Consider the following 24,292-nt stretch of genomic DNA (forward strand, 5'->3'; position numbering starts at 1 on the left):
CTACGCCAGACGATCAGCGCCGGTCACGACGCAGGGCCTGCCGACCCTGCTGCAGTCCCACATGAATCCGACAAGGCCGGTTCAGTATAGTTCGGAGTCAGAGAACCAATGAGAGAAGGACCCTGCGATGCTCCAGACCATCACGTCATATGTCGCGATCGGCGACTCGTTCAGTGAAGGACTGATGGACCATGATCCGAACCAAGAGGACCGGTATGTGGGATGGGCCGATCGTCTTGCCGGCAAGCTCGTCGACTCCCCGGTGGGCAGTCCCGAACTCACCTACGCGAACCTTGCCATCCGCGGGCGACTCCTCGATCGGATCATCGATGAGCAGGTGCCCAAAGCATTGGCCCTCAAACCCGACTTGGTCAGTTTCTGTGCCGGCGGCAACGACTGTCTGCGCCCGATGGCCGACATCGATGACCTGGCCAATCAGTTCGAACGCGCCGTCGTCGCCTTCCGTGAAGCCGGCATCGAGGTGCTCATGTGCAACGGATTCGATACGGAGATCAGTTCTCCCCTGATCCGCGCTGTGCGACCGCGGGTAGGCGTCTACAACGCCCATCTGTGGTCGATCGCGCAGCGTCACGGATGTCACATGATCGATGTCTGGGGCCTGCGTCAGCTCTATGCCGACGACATGTGGGCCGATGACCGGATCCACCTCTCTCCCCGGGGCCACGCCCTCGTCGCCGATCAGGCGTTGGCGACCCTGGAGAGCGGGCACTCCTTGCCCGTGACGGGCTTTTCGATGCCGGCACGTCCGACACGTCCGATCCGTGACGCGGTCAGCGAGGAGTCGAAATGGGCCCGCGAGCACTTCGCGCCCTGGGTCGGTCGCCGCCTGCGCGGGCAGTCCTCGGGAGATAAGCTCGATGCGAAGCTTCCCGAACTGACACGGGTGCGCAATCCCGAATGAGTGAAGACGAGGCCACCACACGGGAGGGCGAGCGCTTCGCGGCCCTGAGCACAGCCGGTGCAGCACTGGATCCGATCCTGTCGGAGTCGGCGTGGACGTCGGGTGCTTGTGCCTCTCGCTTCTCTCGGTACGAGTACGGGACTGACCCCGACCAGTTCCTCGAGGTCCACGGTGACCCGGTCACCGCCTCGGCGGTGGTGGTCCTCGTCCACGGCGGCTACTTCCGGCAGCGCACGGATCTCACCCATGCCAGGCCCATGGCCGCTGCCCTCGCCGAGGTGGGGGTGCTGTGCGTGCTCGTCGAGTACCGGCGGGCAGGCGGGCAGCCCAACTGCCTCAACGATGTCACCGCCGCCATCAGCTTCACGTCCGCGTCGCTGTCGGACTGGGGCGTGAATGCGCGGGCCAGAGACAATCTCGTCGTCTCCGGGCATTCCGCTGGAGGGTGCCTGGTGCTGGCCTGGGCAAGCCACCTTCGCGAGGTCGGCCCCGAGTTCCGACTGCGCCCCTTGGCACCGATCACGGACCTGTTCCGCGAGGTCGAGGACGGCCTGGGCGAGAGTGCGGTCCTCGACTACATGGGCGCGGCTCCCAGCGAGGATCTCGCCCCGTACCTGCGTGAGGATCCACGGTCGCGGGCGCTGCTCATTCCCGCGCGGGTCGATCTGCGCACGATTCACGGCGATCGGGACCAGACGGTCGACATCAATTTCTCGCGGACCTTCCCTGCGAAGCTGACAATCGCCGAGGGCGCCGATCATGCCGATGTCGTCGACCCCGACTCGCCCTACTTCCCGTTTGTGATCGACGCACTGCTGGGCTGATCAGTGCAGAGCTGGTCTACGCTGGACTGCGGCTCGAGGGGCCGGACTATCAGACGGCGGCGATCTCCCGGACGTAAGCACGGGCAGGGTCTGCGAATCTGGCGCGGAGCTCGGCGAACAGTTCGACGCTCCTCATCCCGGGCCAGTCCGCGGGCAGCGCGCTGGCGGGCAGGCCCGGATCAACGTAGGGGATCGCCTTCCAGTCGTCGACGCAGGCCAGCCACAGGACGAATGCCTCGCTGGGGTCGGCAGGCGACTGCAGTGAAGACGCAGCCTGTGGTGAGCGCTGCGTGTTCAGCGTGGTCGGCGTGTTCAGCGTGCTCGGCGCGAATTGCTCGTTCGGCGCGTACTGTTCGTACCGGTCAAGGAATTCGTTGTGCCGGGCAGCGAGTCTCTCCAGGTCCCACCAGGTCGCGGCCGCCTGGGCGAAGGGCCCGGCGGTCAGTGGTGTCTGGGTGATGAAGATGGTCGCGCAGCTGCGGACAGCGAGGGTCTCCAGCACGTCCTCGACCTCAGCGCGCAGATGCCCGGGAGCGATCCACAGTCCATCGATGATCGCACCGAAGCCCAACCCTGTCAGCGCTCGGCGCAGCTGGACTCGCTTGGAGCGGTTCACCTCGGGCAGGGAGTAGGACACGAGACACCAGGGCTCGTCATCCCTGTGCCCACGGTAGGAGAAGATCCTCCGATCGCCGCGTTCGAGGTCAGTCACGGCCGCGGGATCCAAACGATATCCGGCGACCCCGGCATCGCTGCCCGGGACTTCCCGCTTGTCTGGGATGAGCAGCCCCTTGCCCTTGAGCCTCGACACGGCGCTGCGGGTCGAGGAGTTCGAGATTCCGGCGGTGGCGAGGAGCTCGAGCAGAGCCGCGACCCGGATCCATCCGCCCAGCTCGCGCAGGTGGAGCCCGACGAAGGTCCGCAGCAGGGAGGCGGGGTTGCCCGGCCGGGGTGAGAGCTCGGCGATCGGACTCAGAGCCCCGGACAGCCGGCCGCTGTGGTCTTGCCAGTCGCGGTTCCCGGACCATTCTCGATTCCGGTTCGGATGTCGAAGAGTTCGGGGAAGAACGTGAGATCAAGGGCCTTCTGCAGGAATCCGACGCCGCTCGAGCCGCCGGTGCCCCGCTTCATGCCGATGATCCGCAGCACCGTGCGCATGTGGCGGTAGCGCCAGAACTGGAAGTTCTCCTCAAGATCGACGAGCTCCTCGCAGCTCTCGTACTCCAGCCAGTACGTTTCGGGATCCTCGTAGATGATTCGGAAGGTGTCGAGGAGCTCTTCGTCGAACGTGTGCGCCACGCTGACATCTCGGTCGAGCAGGCGCTGCGGAACCGGGAGTCCACGGCGAGCAAGAAGACGCAGGAACTCGTCGTACACGCTGGGCTCATTCAGATACGTCTCGAGCTGCGCGCGAGCCTCGGGCTCACCGTCGAAGACCTGCAGCATGCCGGCGTTCTTGTTGCCGAGCAGGAACTCCACGGCCCGATACTGCCAGGACTGGAAGCCCGATGACCGGCCGAGCTCATCACGGAAGCCGACGTATTCGCTCGGGGTCAGCGTCGCGAGGACGGACCATTGCTCGGTCAGCGTCTTCTGGATGTGCTTGACGCGGGCGATGCGTTTGAGCGCCAGCTGGAGCCTGTCATCGGCGATGAGGCTGCGGGCATCGAGGAGTTCGTGGATGACGAGCTTGAACCACAGCTCCGTGGTCTGGTGCTGAATGATGAACAGCAGTTCGTCGTGGTGGACCGGTTCACTGACGGGGTGCTGGGACGTCAGCAGACGGTCGAGGCTGAGATAGGAGCCATAGGTCATCGTCGAGCGCAGGTCCGTGTGGATGCCCTCTTCGAGATCCCGTTCGTTCTTACCTGCAGTGGAGTCATCATGAGTCATGACCGTCACTATATTGCAATTTATGTCCGAGCGGACAAGTCATGCAACATCCATCGCTGATCGCGAGGCGGCCCACCCACGGCCTCAGCGACTTCCGGGCCTGCGGTGCTCGGGCTCGGTGATCTCACGGACCTGATCGACGAGGTGCTTCCACTCCCTCGGCATCTCGGCCTCGCCGAAACGCACGAGACCGAAGCGGCTCTCGAAGACATAGACATAGCGGTCGGCACCCACGCCAACCCCACTTCCAGCACCTGTACCTGCACCGGTCGCATCCCCGACGGCGGCCGCCGCCTGGGCAGCGGAGTCGCCCTGCCACGGAAGCTGCGCGACCGTGGGCCCGATCTGCTCCCGGTGCTCGCTCGAGTCGATGTCGACATCCCACACGAGCAGCAGCCCGCCGATCCCACCGCTGCGCTCGACGACGAGGTGGCCGAATACAGTGTCGCCGTCGCCGGAGGCGGTCGCGCTCTCGTCACTCACCAGCTGCTCCCCACGTTTCCCCTGCCCGCGGCATGGGTGACTCCGACCGCATCCCAGCTCTGGACGAGGGCGTCGTGAACGTCGGATCCCTCGCCGAAGGCTGCGACCGCCTCGGCAATGGTCAGTGCTGCGAAGCCTGCGAAATCGGTGCCGGTGGTGATGTCGGATCCGGTCAGCACGGCGAACCACACCTGCCCCACGGTTTCCCAGGCCGGTCCGCCGAGGCGGGTGGCGGCGAGCGCGAAGGCACGGTTGGGGATTCCCGAGTTGAGGTGGACCCCTCCGTTGTCCGACTCCGTGGTGACGAAGCGGTCCATGTGGTCAGGCTGCGGGTCCGTGCCAAGCACATCATCGTCGTATGCCGTGCCGGGCGCGAGCATGGACCGCAGTGCCTTACCGGTGACCTCGGAGGTGAAGATGCCAGCACCGATGAGCCAGGAGGCATCCCCGGCATCCTGCCCGGAATCGTGCTGGTCGGTCAGGGCTCCGAAGACGTCGGCACAGTGTTCGTTGAGCGCCCCGGGCTGGCCGAAGTACTCGAGGTCGGCGGTGTGGCTGATGACGCCGTGGCTGAGTTCGTGGCCGATGATCGACAGCGATCCGGTGAACCCGGTGAAGACCTCGTCGTCGCCGTCGCCGAAGACCATCAGCCGCCCATCGAAGAAGGCGTTGTCGTAGTCCTGGCCGTAGTGGACGCTGGCGATGAGCGGCATCCCATTGCCGTCGAGCGAGTTGCGCCCAAAGGCCTCGGCGAAGAGCGAGTAGGAGGCCCCGAGTCCGTCATAGGCTTCATTGACCGCCTCGTCGGACACCGGCTCCTCACCCTCACTGCGAACGAGGACTCCCGGCAGGGTCTCGGTGCCCTGTGCGTCGTGAATGAGGCGGTTCACTCCGGCCTTCGCGTCGACACCCACGGAGCGTCTCGTGCTCGGCGAGCCCGATTCACCCGCACCGTCCTCGGCTTTGCCCACCGGCGTATAGCGCAGACCCTCTGCCCGCAGGTTGCGAGACGATTCATCGGACCTCCGGCAGCTGCGTGCGGCCCGGGCAGCGCGAGGGAATCTCTCACCTCCGCGTTCGGCAAGAGCATCGAGAAGGTAGGGCGGCACGACGTGATGAGTACTCATGTGACCAGCGTCCCACCTTCAACTGGGAAACGAACAGGAACATCGTGAAATCAGCAGGGAATCTCTTCCACACTCTTCCCTGCAGAGTTCTCTTTGCATGAAGCCCGAGCAACGGCATGATCGCCCACGCCGAATCGAATCATCGGCGCTCAGGTGACTCGCTCACCCACTGCGGATGCGGTTCGACGAGGCGAAAGCCCTGGGACCAGAAGCACTTCATCGGTCTTGCCCACTGATCACGGCCAGTGGCACGGATCAGTGGGCCTCCGCCTCGGCGACTATGGACTGGCCTGCCTTGGGCGAGGCCACGATGAGGGTGCCACGGAGTCCTCACGCTCAGCTCTGCGATGACGATGCGCATGAGGACGTAGCCGAGAACGGCGACGGTGAAGTCGCCCTCGGCGAAGACAGGTCCGATCCCTGCAGCCAGAACGAGTACGCCGCCCATCTGCACGATCGTCATCACCCGGTAGAGCCAGTCGTCATTGTCAAACGACGTGCCGAACCAGGTGAAGTTCATCCAGGCCCACCAGATCGCGAAGAAGAGCTCGAGCGAACTCGCCGCGCGTCCCTCCTCCCCAGGATCGCGGGGACGCATCGGGACCAGTCGGAATCTGCTTCGCTGCGCCGCTGCACTGTTCATTTCGGTCACCTTCGCATGGGGCTGATTTTCGCTGAGGACAGTTTAGGCGCCGGCCATCGGCCCTCTGGGGTATCAGAACCGCACGCGGCTTCCTAGACTGAAGCCATGACCCATCCCGCTGTGGACCCCGATCTCACCGACCGACGCCTCCTCTTAGTCGAAGACGATCCCACGGTCGCGGAGGTGGCCCGCAGCTATCTGCGAGCCGCCGGTTTCCTCGTCGATGAGGTCACCGACGGGTTCCGGGCTCTCGCAGCACTGACCGAGGCAGTGCCTGATCTCGTCGTCCTCGACCGGAAGCTGACCGGCATCGATGGCGTCGAGGTGTGCCGCCGGCTGCGGGTCTTCACAACGGTTCCCGTGCTCATGCTCACCGCACCGTCCGCGACCGAGGACCGCATCGACGGCCTCGAAGCCGGCGCCGACGACTACCTCACGAAGCCCTTCTCCCCCAAGGAGCTGGTGCTGCGAGTGCAATCGATCCTGCGGCGCACCGTCAGCGATTCCACCCCCGAGGCGCCCTTCGACCTCGGCCCGTTTCACCTCGACGCCTCGGCCCGCCGCGTCAGCCGCTACGGGACCGCCCTGGATCTGACCGCTCGCGAATTCGATCTGCTTGCCTTCTTCCTCAAACACCCGGGTCAGGTCTTCGACCGTGCGGCCCTCCTGCGCTCCGTGTGGGGGTGGGAGGTCGGTGACCTGTCGACGATCACCGTGACCGTGCGCAGACTGCGGACGAAGATCGAGGACGATCCCTCGCATGCGCGATTCCTGTCCACTGTCTGGGGTGCCGGCTACCGCTTCGAAGTTGAGCGCAGCGGCGACCTCCCCGCCACGGAAGAAGGGACACGCTGATGTTCCTTCCTCTGCCCGAAATGGTGCGCATCTTCGTCGTCGCATGCCTCTGTTCGGCCGCTGTCGGCCTCCTCGGCGTGGGTGGACTGTGGCTGGCGCGACGCCGGTCGCTGACTGTGCGCCTGTCGATCGTCGTCGCCACGACGCTGATATCCGTGCTCACCGGGATGATCGCGATCTCCGCTGCGATGTACCTGTCCGAGCACGACCTCTACGTGTTCCTCACCGTGGCCTTCGCCTCCCTGCTCTCGACCCTGGCCGTGACCTGGTTCCTCGGCCGAGTCATCGCCCGTGAGTACGAGGACCTGCGGATCCTCATGGCAGAAGTGGGCGAAGGCCATCGACTCGGTGGCATCACCGGCCCGAAGGACATGTCGGAGACCGCTTCCCTACGGGCCGAACTCGTCGCCACGAGCGCCAAGCTCGCCGACTCCCGTGACGAGGTATCCGCCCTCGACCGTTCACGCCGCGAGCTCATCGCCTGGATCGCCCATGACCTGCGCACGCCGATGGCGGGGCTCAAGGCCATGGCCGAGGCACTCGAAGACGGCATGGTCGACGATCCGCAGCGCTACTACGAGACGATCCGGTTCCAGGTGGATCGGCTGTCTCAGATGGTCGACGATCTCTTCGCCCTCTCCCGGATCCAGTCGGGAGCTCTGGAGCTTGAGAACATCGAGGTCAGCCTCTACGATCTCGTCTCCGATGCGGTCGCCGATCTGCGCCCCGTAGCCGAGGCGAAGAAGGTCGGGGTTCATGCGCGCGGGCTCAACGACGTTGTGGTCGCCGGTGATCCCCGGGAGCTGACCCGGGCAGTCGAGAATCTGCTCATGAATGCGCTTCAGCACTCGCCTGGGAACACCGATGTGGTGCTCGAGACGGGACGGGGCCCAGAGGGGCAGGCCGTACTCACCTTCAGCGACACCGGGGGCGGCATCCCGGCCGAGGCTCTGACCGAGGTCTTCGTCACCGGCTGGCGGGGCACCCCGGCGCGCACACCCGCTGAGGAGGTGATCACCGGCGGCGCTGGCCTGGGGCTGGCGATCGTCCGCGGAATCGTCGAGGCGCACTCGGGCACCGTCGACGTGTCCAACACCGAGGTGGGCGCGTGCTTCGAGGTTCGACTGCCCGCGATCTCCTCCCCTGCTTGAGCGTCGGCCGGCCTGAGCCACATCTAGACTGGCCGGGTGCTCAAACCCATTCTGTGGCCGGTCCTCGCGCCGTCGCTCCTCTTCGCCGTCGGCCTAGGCGCGATCCTCCCGGTCCTGGTCCTGGGTGCGCTGTCACTGGGCTCCAGCACCTCCTTCGCCGCCGCCGTCGTCGGCATCATGGGAGCAGTCTCCCTCGTCGCGACGGTACCGGCGGGGATCCTCATCGACCGCTTAGGTGATTTTCGAGCGATGCTCGTGGCCACGATCACCGCGGTTCTTGTCCTCGGAGCAATCGTCACGGTCTTCGTCTGGCAGACGCCGGCCTCACTCGTTCTCTACATGGTGGCGCTCATGCTCTTCGCGCCGGTCTCCGATGTGTGGAGCCTGGCCCGTCAGGCTGTTGTCGCGGAGGTGATGCCGCCGAAGGACCTGGCGAAGGCGATGACCGCGCTGGGCGGCAGCCAGAGGGTGGGCAATCTCGTGGGACCGATCGTCGGTGCCGGGCTCATGCTCGTCTTTCCCCTGTGGTCGGTCTTCGTCTTCGCCGGAATCTCCGCCGTCGCCGCCGTCGTCGTCATGTCTCTGCCCATCGCCCGCATCCCCGGGTACTCGGACCGCAGGGCTGGTGGGACGGGTGGGGCTGGTGCGACGAATCGGGACTCTGCCTGCCCGACATCGCCGAAGCCATCACGCCCACGCCTCCAGGTGAGATGGAAGGCCGTGATCCTCGTCGGGATCTCGATCATCGCTTTGACCGTGGCCAGGTCGGCCCAGCCTGTGGTGATCCAGCTGTGGGGTGTGGAGATCGGACTGCACGAGTCCTCGATCTCCCTGCTCATCGCCTTCGGCGCGGGACTCGAGCTCCTCTTCATGTTCCTGGGCGCGTACATCAAGGACCATCTCGGCCGCACCACGACTCTCGCGACGTGCCTGACGGTCTTCGGTTCCGGCTTCTTCGTCATGGTGCTGCGCCCGGACTTGGCCGGAATGATCACAGCCGCCGCGATCATGGCCGTGGGAAACGGGCTGGGTGCCGGAGTGAATATGACGATCGGCGCCGATCTCTCACCCGCGATAGGACGTGCCCGATTCTTAGGTGTCTGGGCGATCTTCTCCAACGGCGGCAAACTGGGCGGCCCGGGGCTGATCTCGTTGGTCATCACGATCGCCTCACTGCGCTTCGGAATCCTGTTCCCGGGACTGTTCGCCATCCTCGGCGCCTTGTGGGTGATTCTCTGGTCCCAAAAGATCGGCCTGCCCGGCAGACGACGGCACTGATCCAGCACGAAGCATCTAGGCTGGTGATGACCCGGGTACGCAGACGGCCCTGGGACTCATGCGCAGCAAGCTGAAGTCCACGAAGATCACCGAGGACCTCGAGCAGGGTCGTTTCTCAATGAACATGCGGGTGCTGGAGAACACCTCGGACCGGCGGTTCCTCACCAGCCTGTTCCAACAGCTCATCGTCGCCGTGCTGGCCGGGGCAGCAGTCCTGGGGTCGATCATGCTCATCACCAGCGAGCAGGGGCCGCTGCTGACCGAGGGCATCCACCTCTACGCGTTCTTCGGGTTCGTGCTGCCCTTCGGCGGATTCGTCCTGAGCATGCGAGCTCTCATGCTCGTATTCAAACGCGGCGTCGACGGGTAGAACCGGAGCGGACACACAGAGTCAGCAGTGTCGGTCAGACCAGGCACAGACCGGCAGACCCGACACCCGCGATCGCCGTCGACCCCACCTGTGACCAGGGTCACTCCTTCCGCGCTCTCAGCTCACAACGTCAGCATGTAATCGTTTTTCGATACATCGATAAACGATATGACAAAGACGATTGACGGCACTGACCGAGAAGGAGCACGATGCTCACCGAACACCGGAAGAAGCAGATCAGCACATTCACAGGAGGGATCTTCGCCGCGGGTGTCGCCGTGGCCGGCGTCGACATCTTCAGACCACTGCTCACCCTCCTCAAGGACCAGCAGCTGACCATGAACCTGACGAATAGCGAACCTCCTGAACAGGTGACCGAATCGGTGCATGTCACCGACACGAACCTGACGGCCCTCGTCGATGCTTCCGCGATGCCGACATGGTCGGTCATCGTCTACGGCCTCGGAGTCGTATTGTCGATCGCAGGATTCCTTGCGCTCATCATCGGATACGCCGCGTTCATCGCGTCGGCCGGCACGAACACGATCGCGTCGAACCGCTGGCCTCTGACGATTGCGATCTCCGGACTGGCGTCACTCGTCTGCGGACTCAGCGGCGGCTGGCTGACCGGATGGATGCAGAATCAAGCCGCCGACGGTCAGGGGATGACCTATTACGGCTATGCCATCAACGACCAGTCGACGTTCTTCGTCACCGTGATCGCGAGTGCTGTGCTGACTCTTCTGGGACTCATGGTTTCACACACCCATGAACTCGAAGAGGAAACCTCTGGCCTGATCTGAAGAGTCCGCACACGACAAGATCCTATCTTCCACAATGATCTGTCGAAGATGGGATCTTGTCGTCAGTGAGCCCCCCATCGGACTCGAACCGATGACCTTCGCTTTACAAGAGCGGTGCTCTACCAACTGAGCTAGGGAGGCGTGGCGGCGCAACGATGCCGTTGGCGCCTACACGATAGTAGTCCATTCACCATCGCGGCCACAAAACGGACGCGAGGCAGACTCAACTATCCAGCATCGATCAGCCCTTGACCTCGCCGGTGGCCTTGAGAATCTCAAGCGCCAGAGCCTGCGGGTCGCTGGTCTTCTCGGTGTGCTCGCCGTTGATGAGCACCCACGGGGTGGCCTTCACCCCGTTGTCAAGAGCGTCCTGTGAGGACTTCTCGACGTAGTCCTTGAACGACTGGTCGGTGACGCAGCTCTTGACGGTCTGCTCGGGATCTGAAGTGAGCTTCTTCGAGGTGTCGACACCCGCATCCTCGGCGACCTTGAGCAGTTCCTCATCGGTGCGTCCGTTGCCCTGCTCTTCGGGCTGCTGAGCGTAGAGCGCGGCGAAGATGTCTTCGGTCAGCTGGGGCTGAGAATCGATCACGCAGGCGGCCAGGTTGGCAGATCTGGTGGAGTACTCGTTGCCGCTGGACATGCGGTCAAGGAACGACACCGGCTTGTATTCGAGTACGATCGACCCCTCGTCAGCGAGCTTCTTCAAGGTCGGAGTGTTGGCGTCCTCAAACGCCTTGCAACCGGGACACTGGAAGTCGAGGTAGACGGTCACAGTCGCAGCATTGTCCTTGGCGCCGGCCTCGGCGGGAGTGGGCAGATCCGATTCTTCGCCCTCGGGCATCTGCTTCGGCTGCACCACTGCGGCGTCTTTGGCGAGGCTGACACCACCTGCTGCGTAGTTGGCCGGAGTCATCCCCGGCTTGCTCTGTTGGAAGATGAGAACACCGACGACTGCGGCCACGACGACCACGACAACGCCGATCCCCACATAGAGGATCGTCTTGGCGGTCTTCTCCTTCTTGTCCTGAGCCGCTGCGATCTGACGCGCGTTCTCACGTGCTTGGTTCCGCCGGTTGTCAGCGGAGTTGTTCTTCGCCATTGTTCCTCACGTTGCGATCGTCTGACCTCGGCCCGGCCTCGGACCGTGGGGAATCGGGTCGACATACGAGTCCCGACCGTCCCACCCTACCCAAACAGGTGGTGTTGCGATTCCCAGTGAAATTCAAGGATCAACTACACCGGGCCAGGAAGATATGAGAAGGGGTTGGCTGTCAGTGGCCACCAGGACATCTCTGCCCCGGACTGGATGACCATGATCCCGACGATGGTGAGGAGCGCGATTGCGGACAGTGCTATGAGTCTGCCCAGCTGGTTGCGCGTCGCCCCGGAGACCATGAGCCGTGACCCGAACCGCAGGCTGCCCGCACCAGGCCCCAGCCACAGCACGAGGGCGCCGGCAGCACCGGCGGCCCACACCGACCACTGCTCCGAATATCCGCTGGGCACGATTCCCGAAATGTCGAGTCGGGTCAGCACGAGCATCGCGACCCCCGCGATTGCCGGCAGGATGAATGTCATGATCGAGGTCAGCACCGATGCCAGGATCGCACCCGGCGCCGAGGCAAGTGAGCGCAGGAATCCTGAACTGTCCGTTCCGCGTTCGAACCGGTGCTTCTGGGCCTTGCGGTCCAATCGCGTACCGGTTCGAGCCAAGATCGACCACAGGAACGCAATGAGCGTGACCACCAGGGGGCCCATCGGCATGATCGCGATGGCCAACAGGATAAGGGCGAACACCACCCATCCGCCGGTCCGGATTCTCCGGTAGGTCATCGGCTCCCAGCCGTATCCCGGCTGGCCCGGCTGGACTCCGGTGCCGTCGAGCTCGGGCCGGACGATGCCCTGACCGGCTGGTGGTCCACCGTGTCCATACCCTGCCCCGCCGAGGTTGGTCCCGGCCATCGCTGACCCCGGAGCAGCCTGGATGCTGCCGTTGGGGTTGAGCACGGGTGGTGCCGCACCCGGGTTCATCGGCGCCGGGTCCATCGGCGCCGGGTGGCCCTGCGCACCGGGCATAACCCCAGATCGTGCCTGCGGCGGATAGCCCTGCATGGGCTGCCCCTGCAGACGCTGACCTTGCGGGGTGAAGCCCTGTTGTGAGTATCCCTGCGGGTTCGTCCCACCGGGGTCTGCGCCTCCGGGCGCGTTCGGGTTCGGGACCGAGCCGGGATAGCCTCCGCGCGGCGATCCGTGCCCAGTCGCACCATAACCTGAGGCGTCGTAGCCGGGGGCTCCGCCATAGGCCGCGGGTGCGCCGTAGCCTGGCCCACCGCCGTCGACCGCCGGCATCCGCGCAGTCCCCGTCGGCGATGCCTGATTTGAGCTCCCGGCTGCCGGTCCGGACCCCAGCTGCGGCTCGCGTCCGGACTCGATGTCGACGAGGGCGTCGAGGATCATCTGGCCGCTGGGCCTGCGTTCGGGTTTCGGGTCGAGGCAGGCGGAGAGCAGGGGGACAAAATTGCGGGGAGCATTGTCGAGGTCGTACTTGCCCATGGCCACCCGCCCCAGCACCGCTTCGAGAGGACCTGAGCCGTAGGGGTTGCGGCCGGTGGCGGCGTAGGCCATGGTCGCGGCCCATCCCCACCAGTCGGTCTTCTCACTCGAGGTCTTGCCGTCGGCGATCTCCGGCGACAGGTACCCGGGTGTTCCCATCACCAGGCCGGTCGCAGTCACCCGCACTTCGTCGGCGACCTGTGCGATACCGAAGTCGATGACCATCGGTTCACCGTCCATGATCATGACGTTGGCGGGTTTGAGGTCCCGGTGGATGACACCGGACTCGTGCACAGCATTGAGGGCATCGAGGAGGGCATGGCCGAAGTGGACGAGTTCGTCCTCGGCGAAGGGGCCGTTGTCTCGCACGTCATCGGACAGCGTCTGTCCGTCGACGAACTCGGTGATGATGAAGGGCTGGGCGGATTCGAGTTCGGCGTCGAGCACCTCGGCGATTCTGGGATGTTTGATCCGGCGCAGTGTCCTGACCTCGCGCCCGAGCCGTTGGCGAGCGGTCTCGTCATTGGCGATGTGGGGGTGCAGCACCTTGACCGCGACAGGATTGTTTCCGCCGTCGACACCGAGATAGACGACACCCATGCCGCCCGAGCCGAGCTCTTCGATGAGGCGGTAGCCTCCCAGATCCTGAACCATCACCTGTCCAAGCGTAGTCGAGCGGGTACAGTTCATTCCAAGCACAAACTCAGGAGGAGGCGCAGATGGACACCGTCAACTCTGCCGAGACCACTTCAGCATCCGCGTATGGCGACAGCGATTTCGTCGTCGTCGCGAACAGACTGCCAGTGGACCGGGACCCTGCCGAGGGAAGCCAAGGATGGCGTACCTCACCTGGGGGTTTGGTCACTGCAGTGGCTCCGGTGATGAAGTCACAGGAGGGCGCGTGGATCGGCTGGACCGGGGTGGCCGACGTCGATTTCGACCCATTCACGATCGACGGGATGCATCTGGTTCCCGTCACCCTCACGAGTGAGGATGTCCTCAGGTACTACGAAGGTTTCTCCAACGCAACACTGTGGCCCCTCTATCACGATGTGATCGTCCCGCCCGAGTTCCACCGCACGTGGTGGGACTCGTATGTGCGTGTCAATGAGCGATTCGCGGCCAAGGTCGCCGAGGTGGCCGCCGAGGGTGCGACCGTCTGGGTCCATGACTATCAGCTCCAGCTGGTCCCGCAGCTGGTGCGTCGGATGCGTCCCGACTTGGCGATCGGGTTCTTCAACCACATCCCCTTCCCACCGTTCGAACTCTTCGGCCAGCTGCCCTGGCGCGACGAGATCCTCCGCGGCCTCCTCGGCGCTGATCTCATCGGATTCCAGCGTCCGGCCGATGCTGCGAACTTCCGACGTGCGGTTCGCGGACGTCTCAATTTCACGACGAAGGGTTCAACGGTCAACGTCCCTGCCGGCGAGTTCCTGCCGGGCCACCTTGTGCGCGCCGAGGCGTTCCCCATCTCCATCGACACCCCATACCTTGAGGAGCTGGCACGTGATCCGAAGATCATCGAGCGCGCCCGGCAGATCCGCGAGGAGGTCGGCAATCCGAAGGTCGTGATGCTCGGGGTGGACCGGATGGATTACACGAAGGGCATCCGGCACCGGCTCAAGGCATTCGGGGAGCTGCTGGCCGAGGGGAAGCTCGACATCGAAGACGTCGTCCTGATCCAGATCGCGACCCCGTCGCGAGAACGGCTTGAGCAGTACAAGATCATCCGCCACGATGTGGAGCTCGCCGTCGGTCGGATCAACGGAGAGCAGGCCGAGGTCGGGTCCATCGCGGTGCACTACCTCCACCATTCCTATCCACGAGACGAGATGACGGCATTCTTCCTCGCCGCCGACGTCATGCTGGTGACCGCCCTGCGCGACGGAATGAACCTCGTCGCAAAGGAGTACGTGGCGTGTCGACGACGCGACGACGGCGCCCTCGTGCTCTCCGAATTCACCGGTGCCGCCGATCAGCTCAAGGGTGCTGTGATGGTCAACCCGCACGACATCGGCAACCTCAAGGCCGGCATCCTCGACGCCGTGCAGATGGATCAGAAGACGCGGTCACGCCGGATGAAGCAGATGCGCAAGAAGATCGCCACGGACACCGTGAGCATCTGGTCGAAGAGATTCCTCGCCGAGCTCGAAGCCATCCACACCAATCCGGAGGCGATCATCCCCGATCGTCCCGCCGACCTCCCGGACCGGTCGACGACGGCGTCCGACCGCATCACCTCCACCGTCGACACACTTGCACCCAGTGAGGACTATCAGTGACATCGGATCCGGCTGCCAGTCCACCTTCCCAGACCTGCCCCGGACCGACACCGACACCGCTGTCGGATCCTGCCTTCTCGGTGCCCGCCGAGGTTGACCTCAGGCAGGTCACGGACGCGGACTCGGTCCTCATCGCCCTCGACTTCGACGGTGTGCTCTCACCCCTGCAGGACAACCCCGAACTGTCCCGGATGCTCCCTAAGTCCGAACGCGCGATCGCTGATCTCAGCATCCTGCCCGACACCCGGGTGGCTCTGGTCTCCGGCCGGGACATCGCAACCCTGCGCCATCTGGCCGATCCACCCGAGGGGGTGTGGCTGGTGGGTTCACACGGCGCCGAGGTGGACCTGGGTGCGTCATCGCCGGCATCGTCTCCGTCACCCGCAGTGACGATGACTCAGCCTGAGGTCAGTACCGAGGAACAGCAGATGCTCACTGCGATCGACGCCCACATCGACTCCTTCGAACATGACTTGTCGTCGGGATCAGGCCTGGGCTCGCAGTCTGGCTCGGGTTCGGTCACTGAGGTCAGGGTCGAGCGGAAGCCATTCTCACGCACGGTGCACACGCGCGGCCTCGACGCGGAATTCGCATCCGCCTTGCACGCTCATGTCATCGCCGTGCAGGCCGAGCATCCCGGGATCCGCGTCATCGAGGGCCACGACATCACCGAACTCGCAGTCAAGACGACAACGAAGGGCGATGGCCTGCGGGCTCTCATCGCAGCAGGGACCCCTTCAGCCGTCCTCTACCTCGGCGACGATGTCACCGACGAGGATGCCTTCGCCGAACTCGAAGACCTGACCATGGGTCTGGGCATCAAGGTCGGGCCGGCCCCGACTCGCGCACCGTGGCGGATCACGGACCCCAGTGCGGTCGCAGAACTCCTCACACGCATCACGCACGAACGCCGCACACAGCCGCCACAGTCCTGAGGCGCCTAGGCGACGCCTTTGTCAGCGTCGCTGGGGCGGCACTGCGCTGGCCCGCAGGACGAGGTCCGGAGTCACCGAATAGTCGATGGCCACGGCCTCGACAGGATTCGCCATCATCGCCCTCACCTCGCCCAGCGCGGAGACGGCGATCGCCTCCCAGTCATAGCTGACCTGCGACAGGGGCGGAGCGATGACATCGGCATCGGGCATATCACCGACCGTGAGCAGGGAGAGGTCACGCGGCACGTCGAGGCGAGCCCGGGCTGCGGCTTCGAGAATGCCGAACGACAGCGCGGGCGCACAGGCGATGACGGCTGAACACTGCAGGTGGAGCAGCTCCTCGGCCGCGGCGACTCCGGCCATGGTGCCTCCCGCGGCTTCGACAACGGGCGCCTGGTCACGGGTGGCGGGAATGTGGAGGATCTGGGCCATGGACTTGCGGAACCCGGCAATGCGCCCGGCAGCGGCGGAATCGCGGAGCACGGCAAGCCCGATCCGACGATGCCCCAGGTGCACGAGGTGCTGCACCGCGGTTGCGATGCCGTCCGTGGCGTCGAGGACGATGCGGGAGACCCCGTCCTCGTGTCGGGCGTTGGAGACCCTGATCTGCGGCAGGTGGCGCTCGGCCAGCTTCGCGGCAAGCTCACCGGCCGCTCCCCCGCCGAGGACGATCGCGCCCTGCACATGAGGTTCACTGCCGGCCGGGCCGAGGAGTGACTGAGCCAGTGACTCCGCCTGGTTCGCCACGGCCTCCACATGTACGGCAGCGATCCCTTGGGCGAAGACTCTGCTGGTCAGAAGGTCGAACAGGCGCGCATAGGGGTCGACGTTGCCCGCCGGTGCGGCGGGCCGGACCAGGGCGATCATCGGCCCGGTGGGTGTGTCCTGGCTGCCCGAGTCCACGCCGAAGATCGCCATGGCCTGCCTGACCTTGGCCAGTGAGCCCGGCGACACCGATTCGGGGTGGCGCAGAGCCCGCGAAGCCGTCGCCTTCGATACTCCTGCCGCACCTGCGATCTCGCCGAGCCCGACGTGCTTATGCTCACCGGATTCGGGCACACTCGGCATCGAACCCGGGCCCGAGTCCGGGTTCACTGTCTCGCCGCCGTCGTCGACGCTCGTGCCAGCAGCCGAGGCCGGAATACCGGCGGGACCGACTGGAGGTCCTCACCGGAGATCTTCAGCGTCGACAGGGTTGCTGTGACGAGTGCCTGCGAGAGCCCCTCGACGTCGATGCCGAGAACGGTGGCCGGTGGTCCGGTGAACTTCATCGTCGGTGAGTCTCCGAAACCCACAATCGACATGTCCCGCGGCACCTGCAGGTGCCGGTTGCGCAGACCGTGCAGAGCCCCGTGCAGCTGCAGAGCCGACTGCACGATCACCGCTGTGCAGGTCGCATCCTTGAGGTCGAGGACGGCGCGTGAACCGCCGGAGAAGGACTTCGGGACTTGCGCGATCCAGTCGTCGAGCCTGATCCCGAAGTTGCGTGAGGGGTGTTCGGCGCGGAATCGCCTGATCAGCTGAACCGCAAGCTCACCGCTGTCATTGCAGATCAGACCGATGCGTCGGTGTCCGATGGCCTGGAGATGTTCGAAGGCCGTCGTCATGCCCCCGCCGAGGTCGAGGCGGGCGGCGATGATGTCGCCGCTGGCATCATCGGTCTCCACTGCCGACTGTTCGTCGACGCGAATGCAGGGGATGTCGGTGTGCAGGCTCGTCAGCGTCGGAGTCACGAGCGCGACAGCGCCGGCATCGACGGCAACCTGAAGCGGAGCGACTTCGGTCTCGACAGGAGGCCTGGTGATGAGCAGACCATGGTCCTGCAGCTCGGTGGCCACGCGGGTGCAGACCTGAACCTGCCAGTATTCGGGATTTCCGGGCGCGCTGACAGCGACCAGCCGCCTCGGCGCCTCATGCAGGAGGGTGGAGCGAGAGTAGCCCAGCGAGTCCATCGCGTCGAGCACTCGGGCCCGGGTCTCTTCGGCCACCGCGCCCCGCCTGCCGAGGACGCGGGAGACCGTCGCCAGGGACACGCCTGCCCGGGCGGCGACATCGTCGAGCTTGACCTTCATACCGTGAAGTCTATCGGGGCCAGACTTCCCGACGACCACCTTGGCGATGGTCAACGCCGTCCCTGTCCCGGTTGTCAACGGCGTCAGCGTCAGCGTCAGCGTCAGCATCAGTATTCGACGACCTGTGGCACAATCGCGAGATCCGCGGATTCTCACCCAGCATCCACCCAGCTGCGCGGCTGCGCGCTGGCACAGTGCTGAGAATCACTCTACGCTTTGTCGAATCGACTGTCATCGAGCACATTCGACGGCTTAGGATGAACGTGACTGAGCATCCCTGCCAGGTCACCGATGACCAGCTGCTCAGGAATACTTTAGGAGGAAACATGTCAACAGTGTCGTTGAATGGCCTCAGTCATGCTTATGAGAACACCGTGTCTCCCTCGGTGCATCCCTTCAATCTCTTCATCGACGACGGCGAGTTCGTCGTCCTCTACGGCCCGTCCGGATCCGGCAAGTCGACCATCCTGCGGATGCTCCACGGCCTCGAGGCTCCCAAGACGGGCACGATACTCATTGACGGTGTCGATGTCACCCATGCCGCGGTCAATGATCGCGATGTCACCCTTGCCCTGGAGAGCTACGCCCTCTACCCGCACATGAGCGTGCGCGACAATCTCGGCTTCGCGCTCCGTGTGGATGGTCTCCCTGCCGAGGAGATCCGTGAACGCGTGGAGTCCGTGACCTCGAAGATCGGGCTGCGCGACATCCTCGATGCCGTCCCCGGTGATCTCTCCGCCCTGCAGCGCCAGACGATCGCCCTGGCCCGGGCCGTGGTTCGTCAGCCGAAGGTCCTGATCATGGACGAACCGGTCGTCAACCTCGTCCCCGAGCACCAGGCCGACACCCTGCGCCTGGTCAAGGATCTGCAGCAGGAATTCGGGCTGACCACCCTCTATGCCACAGCGGACCTCGAGGACGCGAAGGTCCTTGGCGATCGCATCGCATTCCTCGACCATGGGCGTCTGATCGGGGTGGAGAAACCTGAAGTCGCCGAGGCGCTCGTCGCATCGGTCGCGGACGTGGACTCCTGATCGGTGGCCGCGACTTCAGCTCCGCAGATCCACGCGGTCCGCAGTTCCGACCATGCCGCGATAGCGCGACTCCCGTGGCACCTTCCCCTCGGTGACTGGCCCCAGGACTTCCTCGGCGGGCTGCCCCGCGGAATCTCCCGACACGTCGTGCGCTTCGTCGAGATCGGCGAGGAGGTCCTTGCCATCAAGGAGACCGACGACCGACGGGCCCTGCGCGAATTCGACATCCTCGGTGTGCTCGGGAACCTGGCTGTCCCCACGGTCGAACCCCGCGCCTATGTGACCAACCGGTCCACCGCCTCGGCGACGGACCTGCCTGGAGCACTGCTGACAGCCTACTTGGACTTCTCGCTGCCCTACCGTGCGCTGTTCTCACGAGCCCTGGCCGAGGACACGACCGGTCGCCTCGTTGATGCCCTGGCGGTCCTGCTGGCCAGGCTTCACCTCGTCGGCTTCTACTGGGGCGATGTGTCCCTGTCGAACACCCTGTTCCGGCGTGACGCCGATGCCTATGCGGCCTATGTCGTCGATGCGGAGACCGGTGAGCTTCACGACCAGCTCTCGGACGGTCAGCGGCAGATGGATCTGCGCATCGCGCGCACGAACATCGCCGGTGACTTCCTCGACCTGCAGGCCGCGGGCCTCATCGATTCTGCGGTCGACCCGCTGGCGGCCGGTGAGCGACTGTTCGAGGCCTACAACGGACTGTGGACCGAGCTGACTCGGGTCGAGGAGTTCTCTGTCAACGAACGGTGGCGCATCGACGAGCGCATCCGCCGCCTCAACGACTTGGGATTCGACCTGGGCGAACTCACCGTGACCACCGACCTCGACGGCGTCAGCCTGCTGGTCGAACCGAAGGTCGTCGAACCCAACCACCATTCCCGCAGACTTCTGCGCCTGACGGGCATCGGTGCCAACGAGAACCAGGCGCGGACCATGCTCAACGACCTCGACTCCCACCGCAGTGCTCCCGGCTTCACCGGCGGAGCGCACGGCTCGGGTGGGCTGCCGGTCGAACTCGACGAGGGCGAGGCCGCCCGGCTGTGGCTCGACGAGGTCTACAAGCCCCTGATCTCCGCCATCCCGGAGAACCTCACGCACAAGCTCGAACCAGGCCAGATCTTCTACGAATTCGTCGAGCACCGGCGCGTGATGTCCTTTGCCAGGCAACGCGACATCCCCACGATGGAGGCCATCGCCTACTTCATCGTCGACTACCTCGCGAACCTCCCCGACGAGGCACTGTACGTCAACAGCCAGAAGTTCTGAGGACGACCCAGCCGGAACAGGCCTGGGCTGGGTTCGGCAGGGATCGCTTGGGCTGGGTTCGGCAGAGATCGGTTGGGCTGGGATTCCACCAGGTGGAACGTGGATCCTCGTGCCGCCTCGGCGGGCATATCTTTGAGAACAATGAGGCGATCTCCGCCTGAACCGCCAGCGCTATGAAAAGGACCTCCGATGTCGCAAGTCCCGCAGAAGTCAACGTCGACGAAGCAGAATTCCATACCGACGAATGAGGACAACCCTTCAATTCCTTCCCTCTTCGACCTCAGCGGCCGCACCGCCGTCGTCGTCGGAGCAGGATCCGGACTGGGCCAGGCGAGCGCAATCGGCCTCGCCGATGCCGGTGCCCACGTCGTCGTCGCCGACCTCAACCTCGATGGCGCCGAGGAGACCGTGCGGATCATCACCGAACGCCAGGGCGCTTCCGGCAACACAGGCAAGGGCGGGCACAGCGCCACCTCGGCGCCGGGTGCCGAGGCCGCCCACGTCGACATCACCGACACCGAATCGGTCAACGCCCTCGTCGCGGCCCATCCTCACTCCCAGGTGCTCGTCATCACCCCGGGCGCAAACGTGCGCAAGCGACTGCTGTCGACAACCGACGAGGAATTCGACCGGGTCATCGACATCAACCTCAAAGGCACCTATCGCCTGATGCGCGGATTCGGTGCCGAAATGGCCGAGCGGGGCCGCGGCTCCATCGTCACCTACTCATCGTTCCGGGCTCTGGCCATCGAGCCTGGTCAGGGCCTCTACGCCGCAGCCAAGGCCGGTGTCGTGCAGCTGACGAAGACGCTGGCCAGTGAGCTGGGGCCACAGGGCGTGCGCGTCAACGCGATCCTGCCCGGGCCCTTCGACACTCCGCTGACCCAGCAGATCAAGGCCGATGAGGAGTGGTGGACCGCCTATGCGGAGAAGACCGCTCTGGGTCGCTGGGGGCACCTCCACGAAATCGCCGGACCTGTGCTGTTCCTCGCATCCGACGCCTCGACGTATGTCACGGGACACTCGCAGCTCGTCGACGGAGGCTGGATGGCCCAGGACGGTCGCTTCTCCCCACGGCTGTAAGGCTCCGGCCGAACGCAGGCGCAGCATGTAGGCGTGTGCGGCCGGCGCGTGCGGCCGTTGCAGGCGGTCGCGTGCGGCCGTTGCAGGCGGTCGCGTGCGGCCGCCATGGCTGCGCGTGGAAGAATATTCGCATGACCGCTCGAGACAACGTCACCTCTACAACAGCGCCCTCTGCAACAGCGACCGATCGGCCTCGACTGGCCAGTCAGCTGGTCCGTCGCAAGTCGATCAGCAGCATGGTCGAGGACACCCAGGACGCGTCCACCGGCGGTCTGCGCAGAACCTTCGGCGTCTTCCAGCTGACGATGATCAGTGTCGGCGCCACCTTGGGCACAGGCATCCTCGTCATCCTCGGCGAGGCCGTTCCGATCGCTGGCCCTGCCGTCTGGCTGGCCTTCATCCTGGCTGGAATCACCGCTCTGCTCTCTGCCGTCAGCTATGCGGAGATGGCGGGCATGGTTCCTGTGTCGGGGTCAAGCTATTCGTATTCCTATGCGACCCTCGGCGAAGGCGTGGCCTGGGTCTGCGGGTGGTGCCTCGTCCTCGAGTACGCGGTCTCCGTGGCTGCGGTGGCCGTCGGTGCCGCCGACTACGTCAATGAGACGCTGCGGATCTTCGGGATGTCGCTGCCGCCGTCACTGTCGGCTGGCCCCGATGGTGAAGGCGGAGTCATCAACCTCTCGGCACTCGTCGTCGTCCTCCTCGCCACGGTCCTGCTCATGCGCGGGGCCAAGGAATCCGGCATCGTCAACACGATCATCGTGTTCGTCAAGCTCGGCATCCTCATCTTCTTCGCCATCGTCGCGTTCACCGCGTTCAAGGCCGGCAACTTCGCGCCGATGCTGCCTATGGGCGCCGCCGGAGTCACCGCCGCGGCGTCGAGTGTGTTCTTCTCCTACATCGGCTTCGATGCTGCGTCGACTGCCGGTGAGGAGGCGAAGAACCCGAAACGGGACCTGCCGCGGGCGATCATCCTCTCGATGGTCATCGTCACCACCATGTACGTACTGGTGGCCGTGGCTGCAATCGGTGCCCGGCAGTGGCAGTGGTTCGAGACCTCAACCGCTCCCCTGGTCCAGATCGTCCACGAACTCACGCAGTCGAACCTCGCGGTCTTCATCTTCGCCGTCTCCGCGGTGCTCGCGATCCTGTCGGTCGTCATCACCGTCCTCTACGGACAGTCACGCATCCTGCTCACGATGTCGCGCGACGGCATGGTCCCGAAGGTCTTCGGCATCGTCTCTCCGCGCACGGGCACTCCCCTGGTGGGAACCCTGGTCACAGGTGTGCTCGTAGCGATAACTGCGGCACTGATCCCGCTGGGCGAACTCGCGAATGCCACGAGCATCGGCACTCTGTTCGCCTTCTGTCTCGTCAACATCGCGGTCATCTATCTCCGCGCCAAACGCCCGGACCTGCCGCGCTCATTCAAGGTGCCCTTCGGTCCGGTCATCCCGATCCTCGGCTCCCTGGCATGCGCGTTCCTCATGATCAACCTCGGCGGGACCACCTGGGTGGTCTTCGGCCTCTGGATGCTCGTCGGCTTCGTCGTCTACCTCACCTACAGCCGCCGCCACTCACGCGTCGGCGCACTCAGCACCAGCGACTACCGCGCCAGCATCTCACGCTAGCCGGGCTGCACCGGGCGCAGCACAAGCAGTCTTCAAGGAGCACTCCCAACAGCCCCCACAACTACCTGAGGGCGGCCCAGCAACCTTGCGCGAGGTTGCTGGGCCGCCCTCAGGTAGTTGTGGGGCGATGACAGCCGGCAGATCAGCCGCGGCGGGTGCGGGCGACCTCGTAGAGGGAGACGGCCGCGGCGATTCCCGCGTTGAGGGACTCCGTGGTCGCCGCGATCGGGATCGAGACGATCTGATCACACTTGTCGGCGATGAGGCGAGAGATGCCCTTGCCCTCGGAGCCGACGACGATGCACAGCGGGTCGCGGCTGAAGCTCAGCTCCGGCAGCTCGACGTCTCCGTCCATGTCGAGTCCGACGACGAAGACGTTCTGCTTCTTGAGCTCGTCGATGGCGCGAGCCAGGTTGACGACCTGGGCGATCTTGATGCGGGCCGCAGCACCGGCGGAGGTCTTCCACGCGGCAGCGGTCATCGACGCGGCGCGACGCTCGGGAATGATGACGCCGTGACCACCGAAGGCTGCGGCGGAACGCACGATCGCACCGAGGTTTCTGGGATCGGTGATGCCGTCGAGTGCCACGAGCAGCGGAGCCTCGGCGCGGTCGGCTGCAACCGCGAGCAGGTCACGGGGCTCGGCGTATTCGTAAGGAGGGATCTGCAGGGCGATGCCCTGGTGGATCGCATCATCGGTAAGCCGGTCAAGGTCGGGCTTGCTCGCTTCGAGCATCGAGATGCCGCGCTTGGTCGCCAGGGTGATGGCCTCCCGGACACGGTCGTCCGAGTCGATGCGTCCGGCGACGTACATCGTGGTTGCGGGAACGTCCTCACGCAGAGCTTCGAGCACCGAGTTGCGCCCGGCGACCATGTTCGGACCGTTCTCCTTCTTGCGGCGCCTGGCCTGATGGGCGCTCGACGCCTTCTTGGCCGCTGCCGACTTATGTGCCTTGTGATAGACACGGTCCTCGGCTTTGGGCGTGGGGCCCCTGCCTTGGAGGCTGCGCTTGTTCTTGCCGCCGGAGCCCTTGGTCGGGCCCTTCTTCGAGCCGCCGGCGCGTGGGTTGGAAGCCAT

General features: G+C 65.0%; 22 protein-coding genes, 1 tRNA gene and 2 pseudogenes. 13 read left to right on the forward strand and 12 right to left on the reverse strand.

What is annotated here, in order from left to right:
• Positions 1-127: 127 nt before the first annotated feature.
• A complete protein-coding gene (locus AAFP32_RS13865) occupies positions 128-922 on the forward strand; it encodes an SGNH/GDSL hydrolase family protein (RefSeq protein ID WP_350269613.1) in 795 nt (264 codons plus the stop codon).
• The gene (locus AAFP32_RS13870; protein ID WP_350269614.1) at positions 919-1,746 is read left to right on the forward strand and encodes an alpha/beta hydrolase; all 828 of its coding nucleotides are present in this window, start codon (positions 919-921) and stop codon (positions 1,744-1,746) included. Before AAFP32_RS13865 ends, AAFP32_RS13870 begins: the two co-directional genes overlap by 4 nt.
• A gap of 49 nt (positions 1,747-1,795) precedes the next feature.
• On the opposite strand, the gene AAFP32_RS13875 is transcribed toward AAFP32_RS13870, so the two are convergent.
• From AAFP32_RS13875 to AAFP32_RS13900, 6 genes and pseudogenes are all read right to left on the reverse strand, one after another.
• Positions 1,796-2,557: a PaaX family transcriptional regulator C-terminal domain-containing protein gene (locus tag AAFP32_RS13875; protein ID WP_350269615.1), complete on the reverse strand. Its 762-nt coding sequence runs from the start codon at positions 2,555-2,557 to the stop codon at positions 1,796-1,798.
• 12 nt (positions 2,558-2,569) lie between these two features.
• Positions 2,570-2,734 (reverse strand): annotated as a pseudogene (locus AAFP32_RS13880) (hypothetical protein); the annotation flags it as partial.
• Positions 2,719-3,639 carry a tryptophan 2,3-dioxygenase gene (locus AAFP32_RS13885; RefSeq protein ID WP_350269616.1) on the reverse strand — a complete coding sequence of 307 codons (921 nt, stop codon included), beginning with the start codon at positions 3,637-3,639 and terminating at the stop codon, positions 2,719-2,721. The gene AAFP32_RS13885 and the pseudogene AAFP32_RS13880, both read right to left, overlap by 16 nt.
• 84 nt (positions 3,640-3,723) lie before the next feature.
• On the reverse strand, positions 3,724-4,122 hold the full coding sequence (locus AAFP32_RS13890; protein WP_350269617.1) for a hypothetical protein: 399 nt from the start codon (positions 4,120-4,122) through the stop codon (positions 3,724-3,726).
• Positions 4,119-5,249 carry a M4 family metallopeptidase gene (locus AAFP32_RS13895; protein WP_350269618.1) on the reverse strand — a complete coding sequence of 377 codons (1,131 nt, stop codon included), beginning with the start codon at positions 5,247-5,249 and terminating at the stop codon, positions 4,119-4,121. The genes AAFP32_RS13890 and AAFP32_RS13895 overlap by 4 nt, the downstream gene beginning before the upstream one ends.
• A gap of 346 nt (positions 5,250-5,595) precedes the next feature.
• Positions 5,596-5,847 (reverse strand): annotated as a pseudogene (locus tag AAFP32_RS13900) (low temperature requirement protein A); the annotation flags it as partial.
• A gap of 150 nt (positions 5,848-5,997) precedes the next feature.
• Between AAFP32_RS13900 and AAFP32_RS13905 the strand changes: the two are divergent.
• From AAFP32_RS13905 to AAFP32_RS13925, 5 genes are all read left to right on the forward strand, one after another.
• The gene (locus AAFP32_RS13905) at positions 5,998-6,747 is read left to right on the forward strand and encodes a response regulator transcription factor (protein WP_350269619.1); all 750 of its coding nucleotides are present in this window, start codon (positions 5,998-6,000) and stop codon (positions 6,745-6,747) included.
• Positions 6,747-7,898 carry a HAMP domain-containing sensor histidine kinase gene (locus AAFP32_RS13910; RefSeq protein ID WP_350269620.1) on the forward strand — a complete coding sequence of 384 codons (1,152 nt, stop codon included), beginning with the start codon at positions 6,747-6,749 and terminating at the stop codon, positions 7,896-7,898. Before AAFP32_RS13905 ends, AAFP32_RS13910 begins: the two co-directional genes overlap by 1 nt.
• 36 nt (positions 7,899-7,934) lie before the next feature.
• Complete coding sequence (locus AAFP32_RS13915; protein WP_350269621.1) at positions 7,935-9,176, forward strand: MFS transporter; 1,242 nt, start codon at positions 7,935-7,937, stop codon at positions 9,174-9,176.
• 58 nt (positions 9,177-9,234) lie between these two features.
• Positions 9,235-9,546, forward strand: a complete 312-nt coding sequence (locus AAFP32_RS13920) for a hypothetical protein (RefSeq protein ID WP_350269622.1) — start codon at positions 9,235-9,237, stop codon at positions 9,544-9,546.
• A gap of 209 nt (positions 9,547-9,755) precedes the next feature.
• The gene (locus AAFP32_RS13925) at positions 9,756-10,349 is read left to right on the forward strand and encodes a hypothetical protein (protein ID WP_350269623.1); all 594 of its coding nucleotides are present in this window, start codon (positions 9,756-9,758) and stop codon (positions 10,347-10,349) included.
• 68 nt (positions 10,350-10,417) lie between these two features.
• Here AAFP32_RS13925 and AAFP32_RS13930 read toward each other — a convergent pair.
• From AAFP32_RS13930 to AAFP32_RS13940, 3 genes are all read right to left on the reverse strand, one after another.
• A tRNA-Thr gene (locus AAFP32_RS13930) sits at positions 10,418-10,490 on the reverse strand.
• Between the two features lie 100 nt (positions 10,491-10,590).
• Positions 10,591-11,451: a thioredoxin domain-containing protein gene (locus AAFP32_RS13935; protein ID WP_350269624.1), complete on the reverse strand. Its 861-nt coding sequence runs from the start codon at positions 11,449-11,451 to the stop codon at positions 10,591-10,593.
• A 134-nt stretch (positions 11,452-11,585) separates the two neighbouring features.
• Complete coding sequence (locus AAFP32_RS13940) at positions 11,586-13,559, reverse strand: serine/threonine-protein kinase (RefSeq protein WP_350271504.1); 1,974 nt, start codon at positions 13,557-13,559, stop codon at positions 11,586-11,588.
• A gap of 65 nt (positions 13,560-13,624) precedes the next feature.
• On the opposite strand from AAFP32_RS13940, the gene AAFP32_RS13945 reads away from it, so the two are divergent.
• A complete protein-coding gene (locus tag AAFP32_RS13945; RefSeq protein ID WP_350269625.1) occupies positions 13,625-15,187 on the forward strand; it encodes a trehalose-6-phosphate synthase in 1,563 nt (520 codons plus the stop codon).
• A complete protein-coding gene (locus AAFP32_RS13950; RefSeq protein ID WP_350269626.1) occupies positions 15,184-16,122 on the forward strand; it encodes a trehalose-phosphatase in 939 nt (312 codons plus the stop codon). The genes AAFP32_RS13945 and AAFP32_RS13950 overlap by 4 nt, the downstream gene beginning before the upstream one ends.
• Positions 16,123-16,143: 21 nt before the next feature.
• Here AAFP32_RS13950 and AAFP32_RS13955 read toward each other — a convergent pair whose 3' ends face one another.
• On the reverse strand, positions 16,144-17,217 hold the full coding sequence (locus tag AAFP32_RS13955; protein WP_350269627.1) for a LacI family DNA-binding transcriptional regulator: 1,074 nt from the start codon (positions 17,215-17,217) through the stop codon (positions 16,144-16,146).
• Entirely contained in the window at positions 17,214-18,194 is a 981-nt protein-coding gene (locus AAFP32_RS13960; protein WP_101620225.1) for a LacI family DNA-binding transcriptional regulator, read from the reverse strand. Before AAFP32_RS13960 ends, AAFP32_RS13955 begins: the two co-directional genes overlap by 4 nt.
• A 326-nt stretch (positions 18,195-18,520) precedes the next feature.
• Between AAFP32_RS13960 and AAFP32_RS13965 the strand changes: the two genes are divergently transcribed.
• From AAFP32_RS13965 to AAFP32_RS13980, 4 genes are all read left to right on the forward strand, one after another.
• A complete protein-coding gene (locus AAFP32_RS13965) occupies positions 18,521-19,228 on the forward strand; it encodes an ABC transporter ATP-binding protein (protein ID WP_350269628.1) in 708 nt (235 codons plus the stop codon).
• Positions 19,229-19,231: 3 nt separating this feature from the next.
• Positions 19,232-20,500: a DUF4032 domain-containing protein gene (locus AAFP32_RS13970; protein WP_350269629.1), complete on the forward strand. Its 1,269-nt coding sequence runs from the start codon at positions 19,232-19,234 to the stop codon at positions 20,498-20,500.
• Between the two features lie 189 nt (positions 20,501-20,689).
• The gene (locus AAFP32_RS13975) at positions 20,690-21,583 is read left to right on the forward strand and encodes an SDR family NAD(P)-dependent oxidoreductase (protein WP_350269630.1); all 894 of its coding nucleotides are present in this window, start codon (positions 20,690-20,692) and stop codon (positions 21,581-21,583) included.
• A gap of 131 nt (positions 21,584-21,714) precedes the next feature.
• A complete protein-coding gene (locus tag AAFP32_RS13980; protein WP_350269631.1) occupies positions 21,715-23,214 on the forward strand; it encodes an amino acid permease in 1,500 nt (499 codons plus the stop codon).
• A 142-nt stretch (positions 23,215-23,356) separates the two neighbouring features.
• On the opposite strand, the gene rlmB is transcribed toward AAFP32_RS13980, so the two are convergent.
• The gene (gene rlmB, locus AAFP32_RS13985) at positions 23,357-24,292 is read right to left on the reverse strand and encodes a 23S rRNA (guanosine(2251)-2'-O)-methyltransferase RlmB (protein WP_350269632.1); all 936 of its coding nucleotides are present in this window, start codon (positions 24,290-24,292) and stop codon (positions 23,357-23,359) included.

The organism is Brevibacterium sp. CBA3109, from assembly GCF_040256645.1.
GTDB lineage: Bacteria > Actinomycetota > Actinomycetes > Actinomycetales > Brevibacteriaceae > Brevibacterium > Brevibacterium koreense.